The 15,279-nt window shown below is 54.9% G+C and carries 10 protein-coding genes; 4 read left to right on the top strand and 6 right to left on the bottom strand.

Annotation, left to right across the window (positions count from 1 at the left end; translation table 11 throughout):
• Window positions 1-16: 16 nt before the first annotated feature.
• The gene (gene ppcA, locus AC1HCZ_RS03705) at window positions 17-1,465 is read right to left on the bottom strand and encodes a phosphoenolpyruvate carboxylase (protein ID WP_479462202.1); all 1,449 of its coding nucleotides are present in this window, start codon (window positions 1,463-1,465) and stop codon (window positions 17-19) included.
• Window positions 1,466-1,576: 111 nt separating this feature from the next.
• On the opposite strand from ppcA, the gene AC1HCZ_RS03700 reads away from it, so the two are divergent.
• Complete coding sequence (locus AC1HCZ_RS03700; protein WP_479462201.1) at window positions 1,577-2,860, top strand: tRNA pseudouridine(54/55) synthase Pus10; 1,284 nt, start codon at window positions 1,577-1,579, stop codon at window positions 2,858-2,860.
• Here the strand turns inward: AC1HCZ_RS03700 and AC1HCZ_RS03695 are convergent.
• The 5 genes from AC1HCZ_RS03695 to AC1HCZ_RS03675 are packed head-to-tail and all read right to left on the bottom strand — an operon-like array spanning window position 2,816 to window position 7,931.
• On the bottom strand, window positions 2,816-3,604 hold the full coding sequence (locus AC1HCZ_RS03695) for an inositol monophosphatase family protein (protein ID WP_479462200.1): 789 nt from the start codon (window positions 3,602-3,604) through the stop codon (window positions 2,816-2,818). The two genes, AC1HCZ_RS03700 and AC1HCZ_RS03695, sit on opposite strands and share 45 nt — an antisense overlap.
• Entirely contained in the window at window positions 3,588-4,247 is a 660-nt protein-coding gene (locus tag AC1HCZ_RS03690) for a B3/B4 domain-containing protein (RefSeq protein ID WP_479462199.1), read from the bottom strand. The genes AC1HCZ_RS03695 and AC1HCZ_RS03690 overlap by 17 nt, the downstream gene beginning before the upstream one ends.
• Window positions 4,248-4,280: 33 nt before the next feature.
• A complete protein-coding gene (locus AC1HCZ_RS03685; RefSeq protein ID WP_479462198.1) occupies window positions 4,281-5,678 on the bottom strand; it encodes an NAD(P)/FAD-dependent oxidoreductase in 1,398 nt (465 codons plus the stop codon).
• Window position 5,679: 1 nt separating this feature from the next.
• Complete coding sequence (locus tag AC1HCZ_RS03680) at window positions 5,680-6,699, bottom strand: adenylosuccinate synthetase (protein WP_479462212.1); 1,020 nt, start codon at window positions 6,697-6,699, stop codon at window positions 5,680-5,682.
• A 44-nt stretch (window positions 6,700-6,743) separates the two neighbouring features.
• Complete coding sequence (locus tag AC1HCZ_RS03675; protein WP_479462197.1) at window positions 6,744-7,931, bottom strand: tyrosine--tRNA ligase; 1,188 nt, start codon at window positions 7,929-7,931, stop codon at window positions 6,744-6,746.
• A 52-nt stretch (window positions 7,932-7,983) separates the two neighbouring features.
• Here AC1HCZ_RS03675 and AC1HCZ_RS03670 point away from each other — a divergent pair, with 52 nt between their 5' ends.
• The 3 genes from AC1HCZ_RS03670 to AC1HCZ_RS03660 all read left to right on the top strand — a co-directional run.
• Window positions 7,984-8,328 (top strand): twin-arginine translocase TatA/TatE family subunit, encoded by a 345-nt coding sequence (locus AC1HCZ_RS03670; RefSeq protein ID WP_479462196.1) that lies wholly within the window; start codon window positions 7,984-7,986, stop codon window positions 8,326-8,328.
• 38 nt (window positions 8,329-8,366) lie between these two features.
• The gene (locus AC1HCZ_RS03665) at window positions 8,367-9,047 is read left to right on the top strand and encodes a phosphoribosyltransferase (RefSeq protein WP_479462195.1); all 681 of its coding nucleotides are present in this window, start codon (window positions 8,367-8,369) and stop codon (window positions 9,045-9,047) included.
• Window positions 9,048-9,146: 99 nt separating this feature from the next.
• On the top strand, window positions 9,147-15,279 hold a 6,133-nt coding region (locus AC1HCZ_RS03660), incomplete at its 3' end, for a PA14 domain-containing protein (protein WP_479462194.1).

Raw genomic sequence — 15,279 nt, 5'->3', positions numbered from 1 at the left:
ATAAGTCAAAGAGCGTTCAGCCCAAGAAACCCCTCATCTCGGCTAGCTCCATTATTACTGCCTTTACCTTGCTCACGTCCGCTTCGTCGAGGGTAGCTCTCAGTTCCTTCAGCTTGTCGAAGTAGCCCTCCGGCGGCGTCTTGGGCGGTTCAACGTTGCCGAAGTACTCTTTGACTACTTCTACATCCTTCTTTATCATTTCAAATGTCTTATCGTCCACATATTTCTTAAATATCTCTAGGTCGCTGAACGCGTAGTCGAACGCCAAGTCCTTGGGGAGCAGAGGTATGAACTCTAGTAAGTGGTCCAGCATTTCGGCCGTGCCGGAGGCCAACTCGTCTATCACCTCGGCACCTATGAGGGCGGGCCCGAGGCCCATCGAGTAAAGCGACGCGCAGAACCTTATCGCTCTGGGCATCTCTTTGCCTGTCTTTGCCTTCCTCTTGTAGCTGTCCAACCTCGCCCTCGTCCGAGTTACGAACTTTGCCATGAATGATATTACGTCTGCCAGCCTCTCTAACCTCATCACGTAGACCTCGCTCGCCTTCCACGCCGCGTTGACCATTTCTTTGGCGTAGTTCAGAAGCTCGAGGGGAGGCTGCACGCCGGAGTTCTTAGTCACTACAGTTATGGCGTGTACGTAGTCCTTTCTGTCCGTGTTGAAGCGGAGAGCCGACTGAACGGTGGCGGTGTAGTACCCTTTCCAAGCATTTACCCACTCCTCTATCGTCCACTCGGCCATGTGGCCCCTCAGGGGAGGCTTCCCCATCCCGATTATCGGGTAAACTTTGAACATCGTATCCTTCTGCCAGTTCCACAGCTTCAGCAAGCCCATTCTGATCCCTATAGAACTCGCTATGTGGCCCGAGTGTATTCCAGAGTCACTCTTTCCTATGAATATTCTGAATTCGTTTGTAAACATCCCAATCTCTTTAATGAAAGCTATCCTCAACCCCTCTACTATTTCATCTATGTGCATGTGAGATTCTGCGTTTTCGAAAAGCGGGATCAGCCTGATCCATTCTTCAACGCGTAACGAGAACTCCTCCGAGACCAGCCTTTCTACCTTTAATATTCTCCTCTGTACCTCTGCCAGTTCTAAGGTTGAAGTTGACATGGGGAGGATTATGTACTTTATCGCGTCTGTGTCGAAGTACATTTGGGAATACATGTTGGCCGTCACTGCCGCGGTGATAGCCAGCAAGTGCCTGTCCTTGTCTTCCAACTTGGGATTCGGCACTCTCGGAGTGATCAAGAAGTCCTCGCCCGGAACCGCGTCGTACTTCCTCGCTTCCTCAATTATGTCCCTCATTTGGTTGTATGGCGTCGCTTTGCCCTCGTAGTCCACCATCTTCTCATCACAGCCCCTCCCCCCTTGGTCTAGCGGGAGGACGTCTTGAATTGCCTCCTCGACCTCGTCTTGTGGCATGAGTACGACAGTGCTGTCGGGGTGCTGGGTGGCCATCAGCTTGGGAACCTTAACCGTCCCTACCTCTAGCGGACCTTGTGTAAATGTGGGTATATATCCACTGCTTCAGCGGCTATAACTGCTCAGGCGGAGGCCGAGGGGGAGCGCTTGAAAGTAACTGAAGAGGCCTTGGAGGTGGTGAAGCACTACCCCCTCTGTGACCACTGCTTGGGCTCTTTGTTCGCCAGGTTGGGCAAAGGCTTGGGAAACGAGCACAGGGGAGAAGCCATAAGGAGAACTATCATTATGGAGTTAGACAGAATGGTCAGAGAAGGGGAAATGAAAAAGGAAGAAGCGGAGAGAATAATGAGCAACTTCGACTCGGACGAGGTCGAAGGGCTCGCGAAGAGTATGGGCTACTCGGTCCAGAGGAGGAGCTGTTACGTCTGCGGGGGCAAGTGGAGGGAGCTGGTGGACTATTGGGCGAAGAAGGTGGTTGAAGCTCTGAAGGACTACGAGTTCGACACGTTCTTGGTGGGTTGCTCCGACTGCGGGGGGATGGTGGAGAGGCAGAGGGAGATAATAAGCGCCTTCAGGCTCCCTTATGCCGAGAGCGCGAAGAACTCCCTAAAGAGGGAAGTAGGAAAGAAGGTCAAGGAGATGCTTGGGAAGGAGCCCGACTTCGAGGACCCTCACGTGGTAGCGATAATGAACTTGAGGGAGGATAAGGTGGAGCTACAGATAAAGCCAGTTTTCGTATACGGCATATATAAGAAGAAGGCCAGGAACGTCTCCCAGAGCGAGTGGAAGTACCCCTACTCCGTGGAGAAGGCCGTCAAAAAGGCGTTATCTCCCTTTGGAGGTGAGGTCATCCTACACGCCTCAGGAAGGGAAGACGTCGACGTGAGGGCCCTCGGGAGCGGGAGGCCCTTCGTGGCGGAGGTGAAGAGGCCGAAGAGGAGGAAGTTGCCCGTCGAGGGCTCCGAGTACGAGGACGAGCTCGTGTGGCTGAGGTTCGAAGGGTACGCGGACCGGAGCTGGGTGCAGAGAGTTAAGACCGAGGAGTCGAAGAAGGAGAAAGTTTACTTGGCCTTGGTTTACGTACCCGAGGGCGTGGACGAGGTCGACTTGAAGGCTATCGAGGAGTTCTTCGAAGGCGTGGTGGTGAAGCAGAGGACTCCCAAGAGGGTACTCCACAGGAGGGCGGACTTGGTGAGGGAGAGGAGGGTGTACTGGGTGAGGACGAGAAAGTTGAACGACAAGTCCTTTGAGGCCCTCATAAAGGCCCAAGGAGGCCTCTACATAAAGGAGCTCGTGAGCGGGGATGAGGGGAGGACCGAGCCGTCGTTCAGCTCCCTCTTGGGGAAGGGGGCGGTGTGCGCTAGCTTGGACGTGGTCTGGGTTTCATTACCTAAGACCCAGCCGGGAGGCGGAGACGAGCAGCTTCGATAACACCCCCTCGTCCCTACCGAAGAATATGTTTCCCACTACACGTACCTCGTCAGTGGGAAACGCTTCGTACTCCTCGAGCACGGGAAGTCCGGCTTTCTTGATTATTAGGTAAGCGCCAGCTACGTCCACGTTCCTTATCTTGTTCCTAACGTCCACAAGCGCCAACAACTTTCCCCTGGCCATGTTAACCATGTCGAGCGCTATCGCTCCGGGCACCCTTACCTTGGGCTTTCCCAAGACCTTCCTCAATTCAAGTAGGTACTTGCTCTGCCTCTCGTCCTCCGGTTCGCCGTAGAAGACTATGACCTTCTCCGGAGTCCCTGGGACTACCTCCCCCTCTTCGGAATAGGCCTTGTCGGAGGCCGAGTAACAAGGGTGCCCGAAGCCCGGACACACGGCGGAGGCCACCATAGTTGAGAACTCCTCCCCCTCCGCTATCGCCACGCTCACCGCCCAATGTGGCGAACCCACGGCGTAGTTCAAGCTCCCGTCCAAGGGGTCCACTACCGCGTAGGGCGGCCCCTCGCCCACCACGCCCTTCTCCTCGGTGACTATTCCTCCCTTGAATCCTTCTTCTCTTAGCGTTTTAATTATAATATTTTCCACCTCTAAGTCTATCCTCCTGCTGACGTCGCTTATGTGATTCTCCACGATATTCAAGTAACCTTCATTCAAGAACTTAGACCTCAAGAAGTCTCTAGCCTTCTCCGCTGCTTTCAAGGCGAGCTTACGGGGTCCTTCCAACCTCTCCCACCTCCGCCCCTTTGCGTTCCAAGAACCTCACTATCTCCTCAACTGCCTTCTTGACGTCCTCCTCCGGGACCCCGCGGACCCCCGCGCCGACCACTAGGGCGTTCTTTGTGTTCAAAGTAACCATAGTCCTCTTGGAGTCTCTGTAAGGAAAGAGGTGCATGGGTCCCTTCTCGTCCGCCAGGACAATTTCTATTCCATCAAGCTCAAAAGGGTCGGACCCTATGGGCTCGAAGCGCTCGCCCCTTTTAGCCCTCCTCAACGTCATTTTTCCGATAACATTGTTCAAGTCGTATATTCCTATTGGAACCAAGTATTTCAAGCTGACGGCGTTCCCCAAGTCTACTAGGGAGTTTATCCTGGGTACCTTGCCTCTCAAGGCCCTTCTCGCGAGCGCCTCTGAGGAAGGCCTCACCTTGGTTGGGTCTATCCCTAGGTCCCACATGAACCTCCTGTAGGCCTTCACTTTCGGTTCCTCCTTCAAGGTCTCTAAGGCCAGTTTCCCGCGCACCTCACCTTCGGCCTCTTTCAGAAGCTCCTCTACTTCTTGGTCCACTTCCTTAACCTCCACGCCCTTCACGACTGCGAAGTAGAGGTAAGCCCCCTTCTCCTTCGAGTAGGCGTCCCTCGATATCAAGGCTCTCCGTCCGAGGGGACAAGGGGAGGAAAATCAAAGTAGCCTCTCAGCCATCGCCCTCCCGGCTAACACGCCCGTGGCGGCCGCGACGTTTATACCCCTCGAGAGGCCCGCGCCGTCGCCGGCGGCGTAGAGCCCGTCCACAGCAGTCTCCATGTTATGGTCTACTCTAGCTTTCATGCTGTAATACTTTATCTCTGGAGCGTAGAGTAAGGTGTGCGGCGAGAACACGCCGGGTATTATGTAGTCCAGACTATTTAAGCCCTCCAGTATGTTAGTTATCACCCTGTAAGGGTAAGCCATACTGATGTCGCCCGGCGTCACCTCCCTCAGGGTGGGCCTCACTATGCCCCTCTTAATTCTCTCCCAAGTACTCCTCCTCCCGCTCTCCAAGTCTGTTAGCCTCTGCACAAGCGGGTTGCCCCCTCCGAGCCTGGTCGCCAGCCTCGCGACGTTCTTGCCGTATTCTATGGTGTCTTCCATAGGATCCGTCAAATTTATAGTCACCAGGAAGGCGAAGTTCGTGTTGTCACTCTTCTTGCTTAAGTATGCGTGGCCGTTTACACCCACTGTGCCGTCGTCGTAGAGCTCCTTAACCACGAACCCCCTGTGGTTCGTACAGAATGTCCTTACCTTGTCGTCGAACGTCTTCGTGTATATTATTATCTTAGGGTCGACCTCTACTTTTATTATATCTTCCATGACCGACGCGGGGACCTCCACTCTGACCCCTACGTCCAGAGGCCCCGGCTCCAGCTCCACCCCGAGCTTTCGCGCTACCCTCACGAACCAGTCGGCCCCTCCTCTGCCCTGAGCCAACAAGAGCAGCTTTGAGGAGAACTCGCCCCTGTTGGTTTTCACTACGAACTTGCTGTTGACTTTATCAACGTCTGTAGCGGTCGTCCCCACTATGAAGTCTACTCCGTACTCTTGCAAGAACTTAGTCATGTTATTTATTACTTTTACTGAGTTGTCGGTACCTATGTGCCTCTGCCTTATAGGCACGAACTTGGCCCCGACCTTAGCCGCCCTCTTCTCAATCTCCTTGGTGGATTCTGGATCGGGCTCGTGTAAGGTGTCTGGGGGAGCGCCGAACTTCAAGAACACTTGGTCCACGTATTCTATCAGCTCCCAAGCCTTCTCCCAGCTCCCGACGAGCTCGTGGAGGTCGCCGCCCACGTCCGGCCTCAAGTTTATCAAGCCGGAGGAAAGCGTCCCAGCGCCCCCTACGCCGTAAATTATGTGGCAGGGCTCGCAGTAGGTACACTTCCCCACCTTTGGCTCTTGGAGCGGGCACTTCCTCTGGTGGGCGAAGTAGCCCTTCTCTATTATCCCTATTTTCAGCTTGCCCTCCCCGAGGATGGCCAGCTCGTGGGCCGCGAACATCCCGGCAGGGCCGGCCCCTACTATAAGGACGTCGTACTCCTTCATCTCAACACACCCCTACGGTCTCTAGTACCTCCGGGCCCGTGCCTACGTAACAGACCGGCACCCCTACCTCTTTTTCTATATCACTTATCCAGAGCTTCGCCTCGGCCGGCAAGTCGCTCCAGGAGGTGACGCCCTTCGCCTTCGGGAACAGAACATCCACCTTAGTTATTGCAATTTTTGTAGCGCCGTTGGCCCTTGCCGCCCTCTTGAGCAAGTCTAAGTTCTCTTCTAGGGGGGCGGCCCTCCGGGGCCTCCCGGTAACGGTGCCGCGCTCTACCATTCCCCTCCTCTGAAGCTCCTCCGCTCCCAGCTCTCCCTTGAGGGGTCCCTCTCCCACCCTTGTCACGAAGGACTTGGTGACCAGTATGACGTCTTCAACGTCCGACGGAGCCAGCCCGGTCTCGCTCAACAAGGCTCCGGCCGTGACGTCCCTAGACGTTACGTACGGATACGTGCCATGGAATAGGCTCAACCCGAAGCCTTGTGTGCCCTCGACGTGGACCACTTTATAAGAGTCGACTGCGTCGTAGAGGAGAGATGTCACGTCAGTGACCGTTGCGTACTTCTCTATCTCTTCTTTGAAGTCTCTCGCCAGCTTCAACCTCCTCAAGACTCTGTCACTCATGGCAGCTCCCACGCCGGTGAGCGTGGAGCCTATCTTGGTCCTCAAGTGGGCGTCCTCCCTCTCCCTTCTAACGTGTTCCTCCTCAATAATTCCTGTTCTTTCATCGACAAGTACTCTCTCTTTTGAAATTTTGAGCTCCTTAACCTCTTTTGCTAAGACATCCACGCTTATCAAAGCTCCCGGGGCCACGGCGGCCTTACACAAGTCGCAAGTGACCGCTCCCGAGGGCAGGGCCCTCAGCTTGTACTCCTTCCCCATGTGTATTACAGTGTGACCGGCGTTTATCGCCCCGGTCCTCACGAGGAATTCCGGCCTTTCAACGAAGGAGAGGTAAGCGGCTACCTTGCCCTTCCCCTCGTCGCCGAAGAGCGCGCCGACCACGAGCTTGACCGGCACCAAGTACCCTTGTGTGCGGGTCCGCGCGCTCAAGATATAAAACTTCACCTCGTTATCTGTATCTCCTTCATCTCCTCGAGGTATTTCTTTCCCGGACCCTCTAAGAAGTACTCTCTGACGGGTTTTAGCATCTCAATCAAGTAGCTTGCGACGGACATCTTAAGGTCCAAGGGGTGTAATGCCTTGCGCGCGAAGTCTCTCTCCACTTCTTCGTACTTCTTGTATTCTTTCCTCTCCCCGGTCTTCTTGTTCACCACTTCGAACGTTCGTCCCAAGTCTTCTAACCAAGGGAACACCACGTATTTGGCTATCTCCAGTACTGGGTTCATCTCGACCTCCCCCGCGGGACAGTAGGCCTTCCTCAGCTTCCTCCTTATATCCTCCGGGGCGTCGTGCACGAATATTGCGCTCTGGGGGACAGACTTGGACATCTTTATTTCAGCTATTCCCTCTTCGAAGGCCTCCCTGTCGCCTTCTCTCTTAGCTTTTAATAATTTCTTCCTCGTCTCTTCATCTATGTGGAGGCCCAAGAGCAAGTGGTGGTGTAACGCCACCGGCTTGTAGCCGAACTCCTTCGGGCCGACTTCTATCGCTATCACGTGAGCCTTCCTCTGGTCCATCCCTCCGTGCGCCAAGTTAACTCCCAGAGAAAATATGTCGGCCACTTGCATGGGTACGTACACAAGCTGCCCAAAGTTCACCGACTCACCCTCTTTCCTTCCCATTATAGTTATGCTCCTCCTTACTCTGGCCAACGTCAGTCTGTTAGAAATCTTCAAGAAATTTTCGAAGTACTTAATTCCCATCTTTTCAAAGAACTCGGACGCCAACACTACCTCTACCGACTCGGGGTCCCCTCCTACGGCCTTTAGCGATTGGAGCAACGCCTCCTTGAAGTAACCTAGAGCTACCCTCTTTATTACGTCCAAGTCCCCGCCCAGCTTCTTGTTTATCCAAGAGTGGTAGTCGGCCAAGAAGAGGGTGGTCCTCGCTCCAGCCTTCTGCAAATCCGCTACCTTTCTCATGGTAACTATTCCGGTCCCCAAGTGTACAAACCCGGATATCTCGAAGCCTATGTAGTGCTTAAGCACTATCCCTTGTTCTACGTACTCCTCGAGCAACTCTGGTGTGAGGACCTCTTCAGTCGGCTCCCTCATGATTAGCTTTACCTTATCGTTCACCCGCTGTACCCCGGACGGCCGTGACGCGAAACTAAATATTGGCGACCTCATGACTTAAAGCGCTTATAAACTACAAGGTCGATGTGCGGTCGGTGGCGAGCGAGTGTTAACCGTGCCCGTGGCCCTCTTCAGCTTGGGCCCTAACGAGATGCTGATATTGTTGATATTTGCAATCCTCTTGATATTCGGCCCTTCTAAAATACCCGAGCTGGCCCGCAGCATAGGTGTAGCGGTCAGGGAGTTCAAGAAGGCCGCCGAAGGCGAGTACAGCGAGGAGGTCGAGGTCAAGAAGGGGTCCGAGGGCGTGAGTGACGAGGAGCTCAAGGCCCTCGCCAAGAAGTTGGGCATAAGTACCGAGGGGAAGAGCGCTGAGCAGCTGAAGAAGGAGATACTTGAGGTCGCTAAGAGAGAGGGCCTTGCCGGAGAGAACAAGGAGGAGGGGTCCTAACCGATAACGTCCTTTTACGCTCCTCCCCAGGGGGAGCAGTGGGCGAGGTAATTTACGACCCCTCCTTGGCCGAGAAAGTTGAAGTGTATAAGGACAGGAGGCACGCCGGAAGGGCCTTGGGCTCCTTCATGAAGTCCCGCTCGCTGGTTCCGGACCTAATAATGGCGGTGCCGGCCGGCGGAGTTCCCGTGGCCTTGGAAGCTGCGAAGGTATTAGGTGTTAAAATGGATATAATTATAGTGAAGAAGGTCTTATACCCTTGGACCACTGAGGCGGGCTTCGGCGCCGTAGGGCCCTTAGGGACAGCAGTGATAGGCCCTAGCCCCCTCAGTGAGGAAGAGGTGGAGGTCCAGCTCTCTCAAGCCTTAGAGAAGGTAAAGGAGAGGGAGAGGGTGTTAAGGAGGGGCAAGCCCTACCCTGACCTCACTGACTTGACCGTAGCGATAATGGACGACGGCATAGCTACCGGGTATACCATGTTAACTGCCGTGGAGGCCGTGAGGAAGATGGGAGCAAGGGAGGTGTGGGCAGCCGCGCCCACGGGCAGCGTGGAGGGGGCCGAGAGGGTGGCGCGGAAAGCGGATCTGGTGATAGTTCCCAACCTGAGGAGCGGGCCTTACTTCGCGGTGGCGGACGCCTACGAGACGTGGTACGACCTTGATGAAGAGGAGGTCCTCCGCCTCTTAGAGGAGGCTAAAAATTTAGGGCTGCTTTTGTAACACAGAACAGCTTGAAGCATGGAAGAGCCCTATTGTCTAAGTTCCTTGTTTGTAATACTTAAAAGCAGAAGGATCGGTGAGAAACAACGGCGTCGAGAAGTGATCCTCAGAGGGACAAGGAAAGGAGGCCTCGGCAGTGTAATTTCAATAGTGTTCGTAACGCTGATAATACTAATGGCCTTGTTCCTATTCGTAAGAATAGCTAGCGTGCAGCTCGAGACGTTAAAGAGCGCCAAGAAGCTAGTTGAGAAGGCCCAGCTCGGCGCCTCTGCGGCCGACGTGTGCGCAGACGTCGTGAACGCGTGCTCCTTGGGCAGTTTGACGTTCGAGAAGGCGAAACCATACTTGGTCTTCCACTGCGCGCCCCCAAAGGAAGGGAAGAAGATACTGGCAGTGGAAGTAAACATGGAGGTGATGTTTACTACTACCGGAGAAAAGAAGGAATTCGTGATATTCATACCTAAGAACAGGATAAAAGCCGTTAACGGAATAACCGTTAAGTACGTGAGCTCCCCCGGAGCGCCGTGTTCGCAGAGCGCTTCAGTGTTGGAAGACGTCGTGGGTTACGTGGACTACAAGTCGCTCGCCTCGTTAATAGGAGTGTCGCCAGAGGATATGCTCGAAGGGAGGGTTATCATCAAGGTTAAAGATGTATACTTCTTGATGAAGGACACTGGCTGGGTCAAGAAAGGGGCGTGTGGCGGGGGCGGCGCGGCAGCTATTGCGACCGCCCCGGCGACCCCTGTGGCCGCTACGGCCGAGGCCGTGCCGACGGTCAACATAAGGCCGTTAAGGATATTCTCTGAAAAGTACGGAGAGAGTAACTACGAGTACGCCTTAACCAAACCAATAACAGAGCCCCTCTACGTAGGGGAGTGCTTCGAGGCTCAGTTCTACTTACCCGGGGCTTGGCTAAAGCTCGCTCTCTCACCGTCGCCGGAGCTTACCGTGCTAAAGGCGTTCGACTTTACCAAAATAAGGCAGTCGGACTTCGAGGCATACTGGTACCCAAGCTCCTTGGAAGAGGCCGGGAGCTTGTGGTCCGGCACCTTCCCGAGGTTGACCGATCAAGGCTTGACGTTATCGGTCTCTTCCTACCAGACGCCTCACGCGCCGGGGACGCTTATAGTAACTAGGAACACCTACGAGGTCCCCGAGGGCTACGGGGAGGTCGTGTGGGCAAGGGTGAAGGTCGACGGAGGGGCCTTGGTGCTGGGCTTCCCCGCGGAGGCGAGCGGGGAGAACGACCTAGTCCGGGCTATCAAGAATATCAACGGAGTCTACGCTGTGATTTACGATAACAATACATTATGGAACGAAGTTGTCGAACTGTTCGGCAACAACTCGTTCGTCGGCATAGGTGTGAACGGGAAAGTGACTCCGCTCGCTCCCCTGAACGACAAAGGCGAGTTGGAGGTGGGCTTAACTGTCCAAGGGGGCTACGCTTACCTAGTGATAAACGGAAAGGTAGTCGGCAACGTCAGCGCTACTCAACTGAACGCGAGGGACGCCGCCCTGCTGGCCGGCATAGGAGGGGACGTGTTCGTTAAGCAACTCAAGCTCTGCGCAGTCAAGGCCGGAGTGCAGCCCGAAGAGGCCGTGACGCGCTGCAAGGAGGCTCCCGAGGTGAGGACTGCACAGCTCCTCGTGGGCAAGGGAGAGCTGCACGTCTTCTCACTAGAGACCGGAGAGGACTTGACTGAAGAGGGAATGGTAGTACTGAAGAGGTTCGGGCCCTCAGACGTCATCAAGGTCAAGTTAACCGGAGAGACGGGCGTCGCCGTGTCGTACTTGATGTGTTACGAGAAGCGCGTGAAAACTGACACGCCGGTAGGAGTGAAGGTAATGTTGCCCACGACCGTAGGAGGCATGACCAAGTATGTGGTCTTAACATTTGCTACGCCGCTCAAGCTCAGTACCAAGGCAGCCCCTCCTGCGGTCAGCTTGGTCCCCGCCCCCGGGAGCCCCTTAGAGTACTGCCCGCCGCCCAAGGAGGTAGTCGGCGACAACGACGCCTATGTTATAGCTTACCTCTGGAAGCCCAAGGCGGTTGCCTTTAGAAACAACGTCCCGACGGCAGTGTTCATAGATTTGAGGTCAGCTATAGAGAACGCGGTAAAGGACCCCAACCACCCCCTCAAGAAGTACATAGACTTGGACTACTTAAGAGGGATAGCGGTAACGGTTTGGGAAGGCGTCAAGAACCCTGGACTGTACGAGCTGCAGTGGACCTTCACCCCGTTAGTGCCCTCCAGCTCCTCGCCGGGGCTGCCGGAAGAGAGCTCCGGAGTCCTTACGTTCATGGCGAGCAAACCTTCGGGCTTTGCGGGCTCCACTACGGGCGCCGTATGTTTGTACGTCGGAATAGCTGGGATAAGGCCGGCCAGCGGGAGCGGACAATTGGGGGACGGCAAGTGGGTAGAATTGATGAACGTAAACGGGTTTAAGTGCCTGGCTCCCTCCGCCAACCAAAAGTTCAAGATGTGCTACGTCCCTTACAAAGGCCCCAACGCCCCCACGGTCTTAGTGGAGAACGAGAAGGGCGAGAACGTCTACCGGTTCCTACAGCCCGCGGTGGACAGCACCAAGAGAGCTCCAAGGATAGTCGTGACTAACGATAACACCGTAGACTTGAAGGGATATCCCGTCAGGTTGAAGCTTCCTGACTACTTGAAGGGAGCGCCGATTAGGATACTCGACGAGCGCGCCGAGCCCGTGCCCTTCTGCTACGAGACCTCCGCCGGCCAGTGCGTAGCCGACCCCTCGAAGGGGGACGGCTACGTGTGGCTCAAGGTCGACGTCCCCGCAGAAGGGAAGGTCACCTACTACGTCTTCACCGACCGCAACGGCGCCGTCGACGGCGCTCAAGTGTTCCCGGCGTACGTAGACTTCGAGAACGGGACCCTAAACGTAGCCTGTAACTACATGCCCTCCTTCTCGGACGCGGCGCACGCCACCATAAGGTTCTTGGACCCAGAGGGCAGACTAACCCTAGCCTACGGCCGCAATATGACAGTTATCTTCAGGTTCAAGTGGAACAACGACGGAGGCGAAAGAGAGGACCCAGAGCAAATAATAGTAAATAAAGAAAGGGCGTGGGAAGTCGCTGTAAACAATGGTCATTTTGCCAACGTTCCCACTGGAGAGCTCATGATAGCGATAGTTCACCGGGAAGGAAGTTCGTGGTGCTGGCAGTGGGTGCCGGTCGGCTACGAGGTGAGACCCGGCGAGTGGTACTCGATAGCCATAGCTTACCCGTTCATGGACCAGAGACACGCGAGAGTTTACATACTTCATGACGGCACGGTGAGCGTTAAGACCGTTGACTTGGCTTCTACGAGCTACGGGAAGGGGTGTTGGTCGTCGATCTACGACTTTAGCTTGAGCATAAGCGGCAGGGACAACGATGACAGCCTCAGCGGCTTGGAGTCAACTTTCCACGGCGTAGTCGAGAAAGTAACAGTGTTCAACGTAACACTCAACGATGACGAGATAGTGAAACTGTTAAGGAACACGACAAGTAACTCCTATTACGAGGCCGTAGCAAATGCCCCCTCAAAACCAGTGTTCTTAATGGGCTATGACCCAGCGAATAAGGTGTTCTACGATATAATAAGTGGCGAAGAGGCGTGTACTAGCGAGTGTGACGACAATGTCAACTATCAAGGAAAGCTGAGCGTGCTCTGCACTCTGAGCGTGGGCAAGACAACCATGTACGCCGTCGGGACGCCGACTAGCGGCGAACAGTTCGACCCCTTCCAAGCCGAGGGATTCTTCCATATAGATAATGGAAAGCTGGTAATAGAGGGGAGAGGTTACTGGAACGTATTCATGCCGATAAACTCATCGTCTTTGGCGAGGTACGACGGGGTTAGCATAGTAGTTAGAACAAAAGGGGAGGGGACGGACAACTACGGCTTCTCTCCAGCTATCTTCAGCGACGGCAACAAGTGGGTGAAGTGGACCCTCTCCTCTGACACGTACGTCGGCTACGGCTGGTTCGAGGACAGCGAGGGAGAGTCGAGCCGCCTCGACTCGGTCGGCTGGAGCTCTGAGGCTTGGAGAACCTTCGAGGCGTCGATATCCAAGGATGGCACGTTAAAGCTAACTTACGGAGGAAGACAAAGGACCTTCGACTTGGACGGGATAGACGTCGAGGGCGTAAAGTTTAGGCTGGACGAAGTCAAGTACGTGGGATTCGGGAGTTTCGCGACCGAAAGAATATTTCCAGTAAAAGTCGAATACATAATAGCGAAGCCCTACGTGGAAGGTAACGTCAAGGCGACTTTCGTAAGCGACGTCGCGTCGCCACTGATCGGCTACGTAAACTTCGTTACCGAGAAGTTCAACGTAACTAGCTTTAACGAGCTCGGAAGGCTAAGGGCAGTGGCGCTTACGATAAACTCCACAGAGACCGGCGTACAGCCGAACGTCTACGGGATGAAGCTCTCCAAGGTAACTGCGTTGGCTTCCGGGCTTGTGGTGCCGGGCCAAGTGGAAGTCGGGTCTGACGTGATAGAGGTGAAGGCCGAAAGGGACTTGCCAGAGGGCGTGCCGGTGTTAGTTACCTTACCTCCGGAGCTGCAGGTACCGTTCAAGCTGAAGTACAACGGCCAAGACGTGTCGTTCTGCTACGTGAGCGGGTCCTCTTGCTCCGTCGTCCCCAGCAACGCGATATTGTTCTTGCTACCGAAGGAAATGAAGGCGGGCGAGCGGATATTCATAGTTATAGAAAAGGGAACCAACGGCGCCCAGAAGCTGTTCTCGGACCTTTTGCCCTCAAAAGACGAGCTGAGCTACGAGCGGGACCCCGTAAACGGCGGGAATTATCCAACGATAAAGGTAAAAGGAAAGGGCGAGATGCTAAGTATAGGCAGCTGGCCCACCGGCTACGGAGGAAGCTACGACGCCTACTACCCGGCTCCTGCGGACGTCGGACACGGCACTTACGCCGAGGTATACGCAGACGTGGAATTCCTAGCTTCCGGTGAGGTAACTCTACACGTGGAGTCCGACGACGGGGTAAGAATTTGGTTGGACAATAGCTTAGTATACGACGATTGGAACAGCCACTCCACTAGAAAGAAGGATAAAGACATAGTCGTGACCAAGGGGCTGCACAGGATAAGGGTTCAGTTCTTCGATCACTGCTGGGGCGGGACGCTTAAGTTACAGTTCATCGGCGGCTTGAACTTAATAAAAGGTGACACAATAACTTGGCACTTGCACTTCTTCAAGGACTCCCGCCAGCCAAAGAACTGCGGGCCCATACCGCCTAAGAGGGCGCCATTGCCGGAGAACTTTGACGGCGAAGGCGCAGAAGTCAAGGTTGAGAGAGGCTTCGCACTCGAGGGGCCGAGCCTGAAGTCCTTCGTGGCCGGCACGGCTTGGGCCCCCCTCTGGACGAACGCTACCCCAGCTTACGTGGTGAAAGTGTATAACCCAACGGGCAAGGTCCTTAAGAACGTCCAGATTAAAGTGACTGGAATTGACGCCAGTAAGTACTTGAGCGTAATAACTGAGGACGGAGAAGAGGCTAAGTATTGCGTCGAGATGCCCCAAACTTTAGAGTGCGTCGGCGAGCCCGCCGAGTCTAACACCATATGGATCAAGATACCAACCTTGAAGCCTGGGTACACAAAGATATTCATCGGCCCAGTCGACAGAGAGAGGAGCTCCATAGCGCCTCCTCAAGAGGTGTTCGACGCTTATTACTCCTTCAAGGAGGCCCTCGGCTGTTCGCTACTCAACAAGAACGGGGTCCTCTACACGCACGGGAGTTTGATAAAGCCCTCCAACGAAGGAGGGTCAGCCAAACTGAAGTACGACTTCAAGAGCAACGCGGACGAAGGCACTGCCGTTAGACTGAAGTTCGCAGTGGACAGCATTTCGGGCACGTACGTCTTGGTCGAACAGCCGGGGTACTGGGGCATCGCCGTGGACGGAGGACAGCTCTTGGTCGCCGCCACTAACGACACGGCCCGAGAGCTAAGGTACGTGGCCACCGGGCTGACCCTAACTCCTAACTCGTGGCACGAGCTCGGAGCGCTGTTTACCAAAGAGGTTGAGCTAACCGTTTACAACCCCAACGACAAGAACCTAAAGGGCTACCAGCTCAAGATCAAGCTTCCCAGCACGTATAAGGGAGAGCCAATAACCGTTTACGACCAGAGCGGCCACGCGCTGCCGTTCTGCTACGAGACCAGCAACTACGAGTGCAGCGTGAACCCGG

Source organism: Ignicoccus sp., from assembly GCF_056435145.1.
This window is presented reverse-complemented; position numbering and strand designations above follow the sequence as displayed.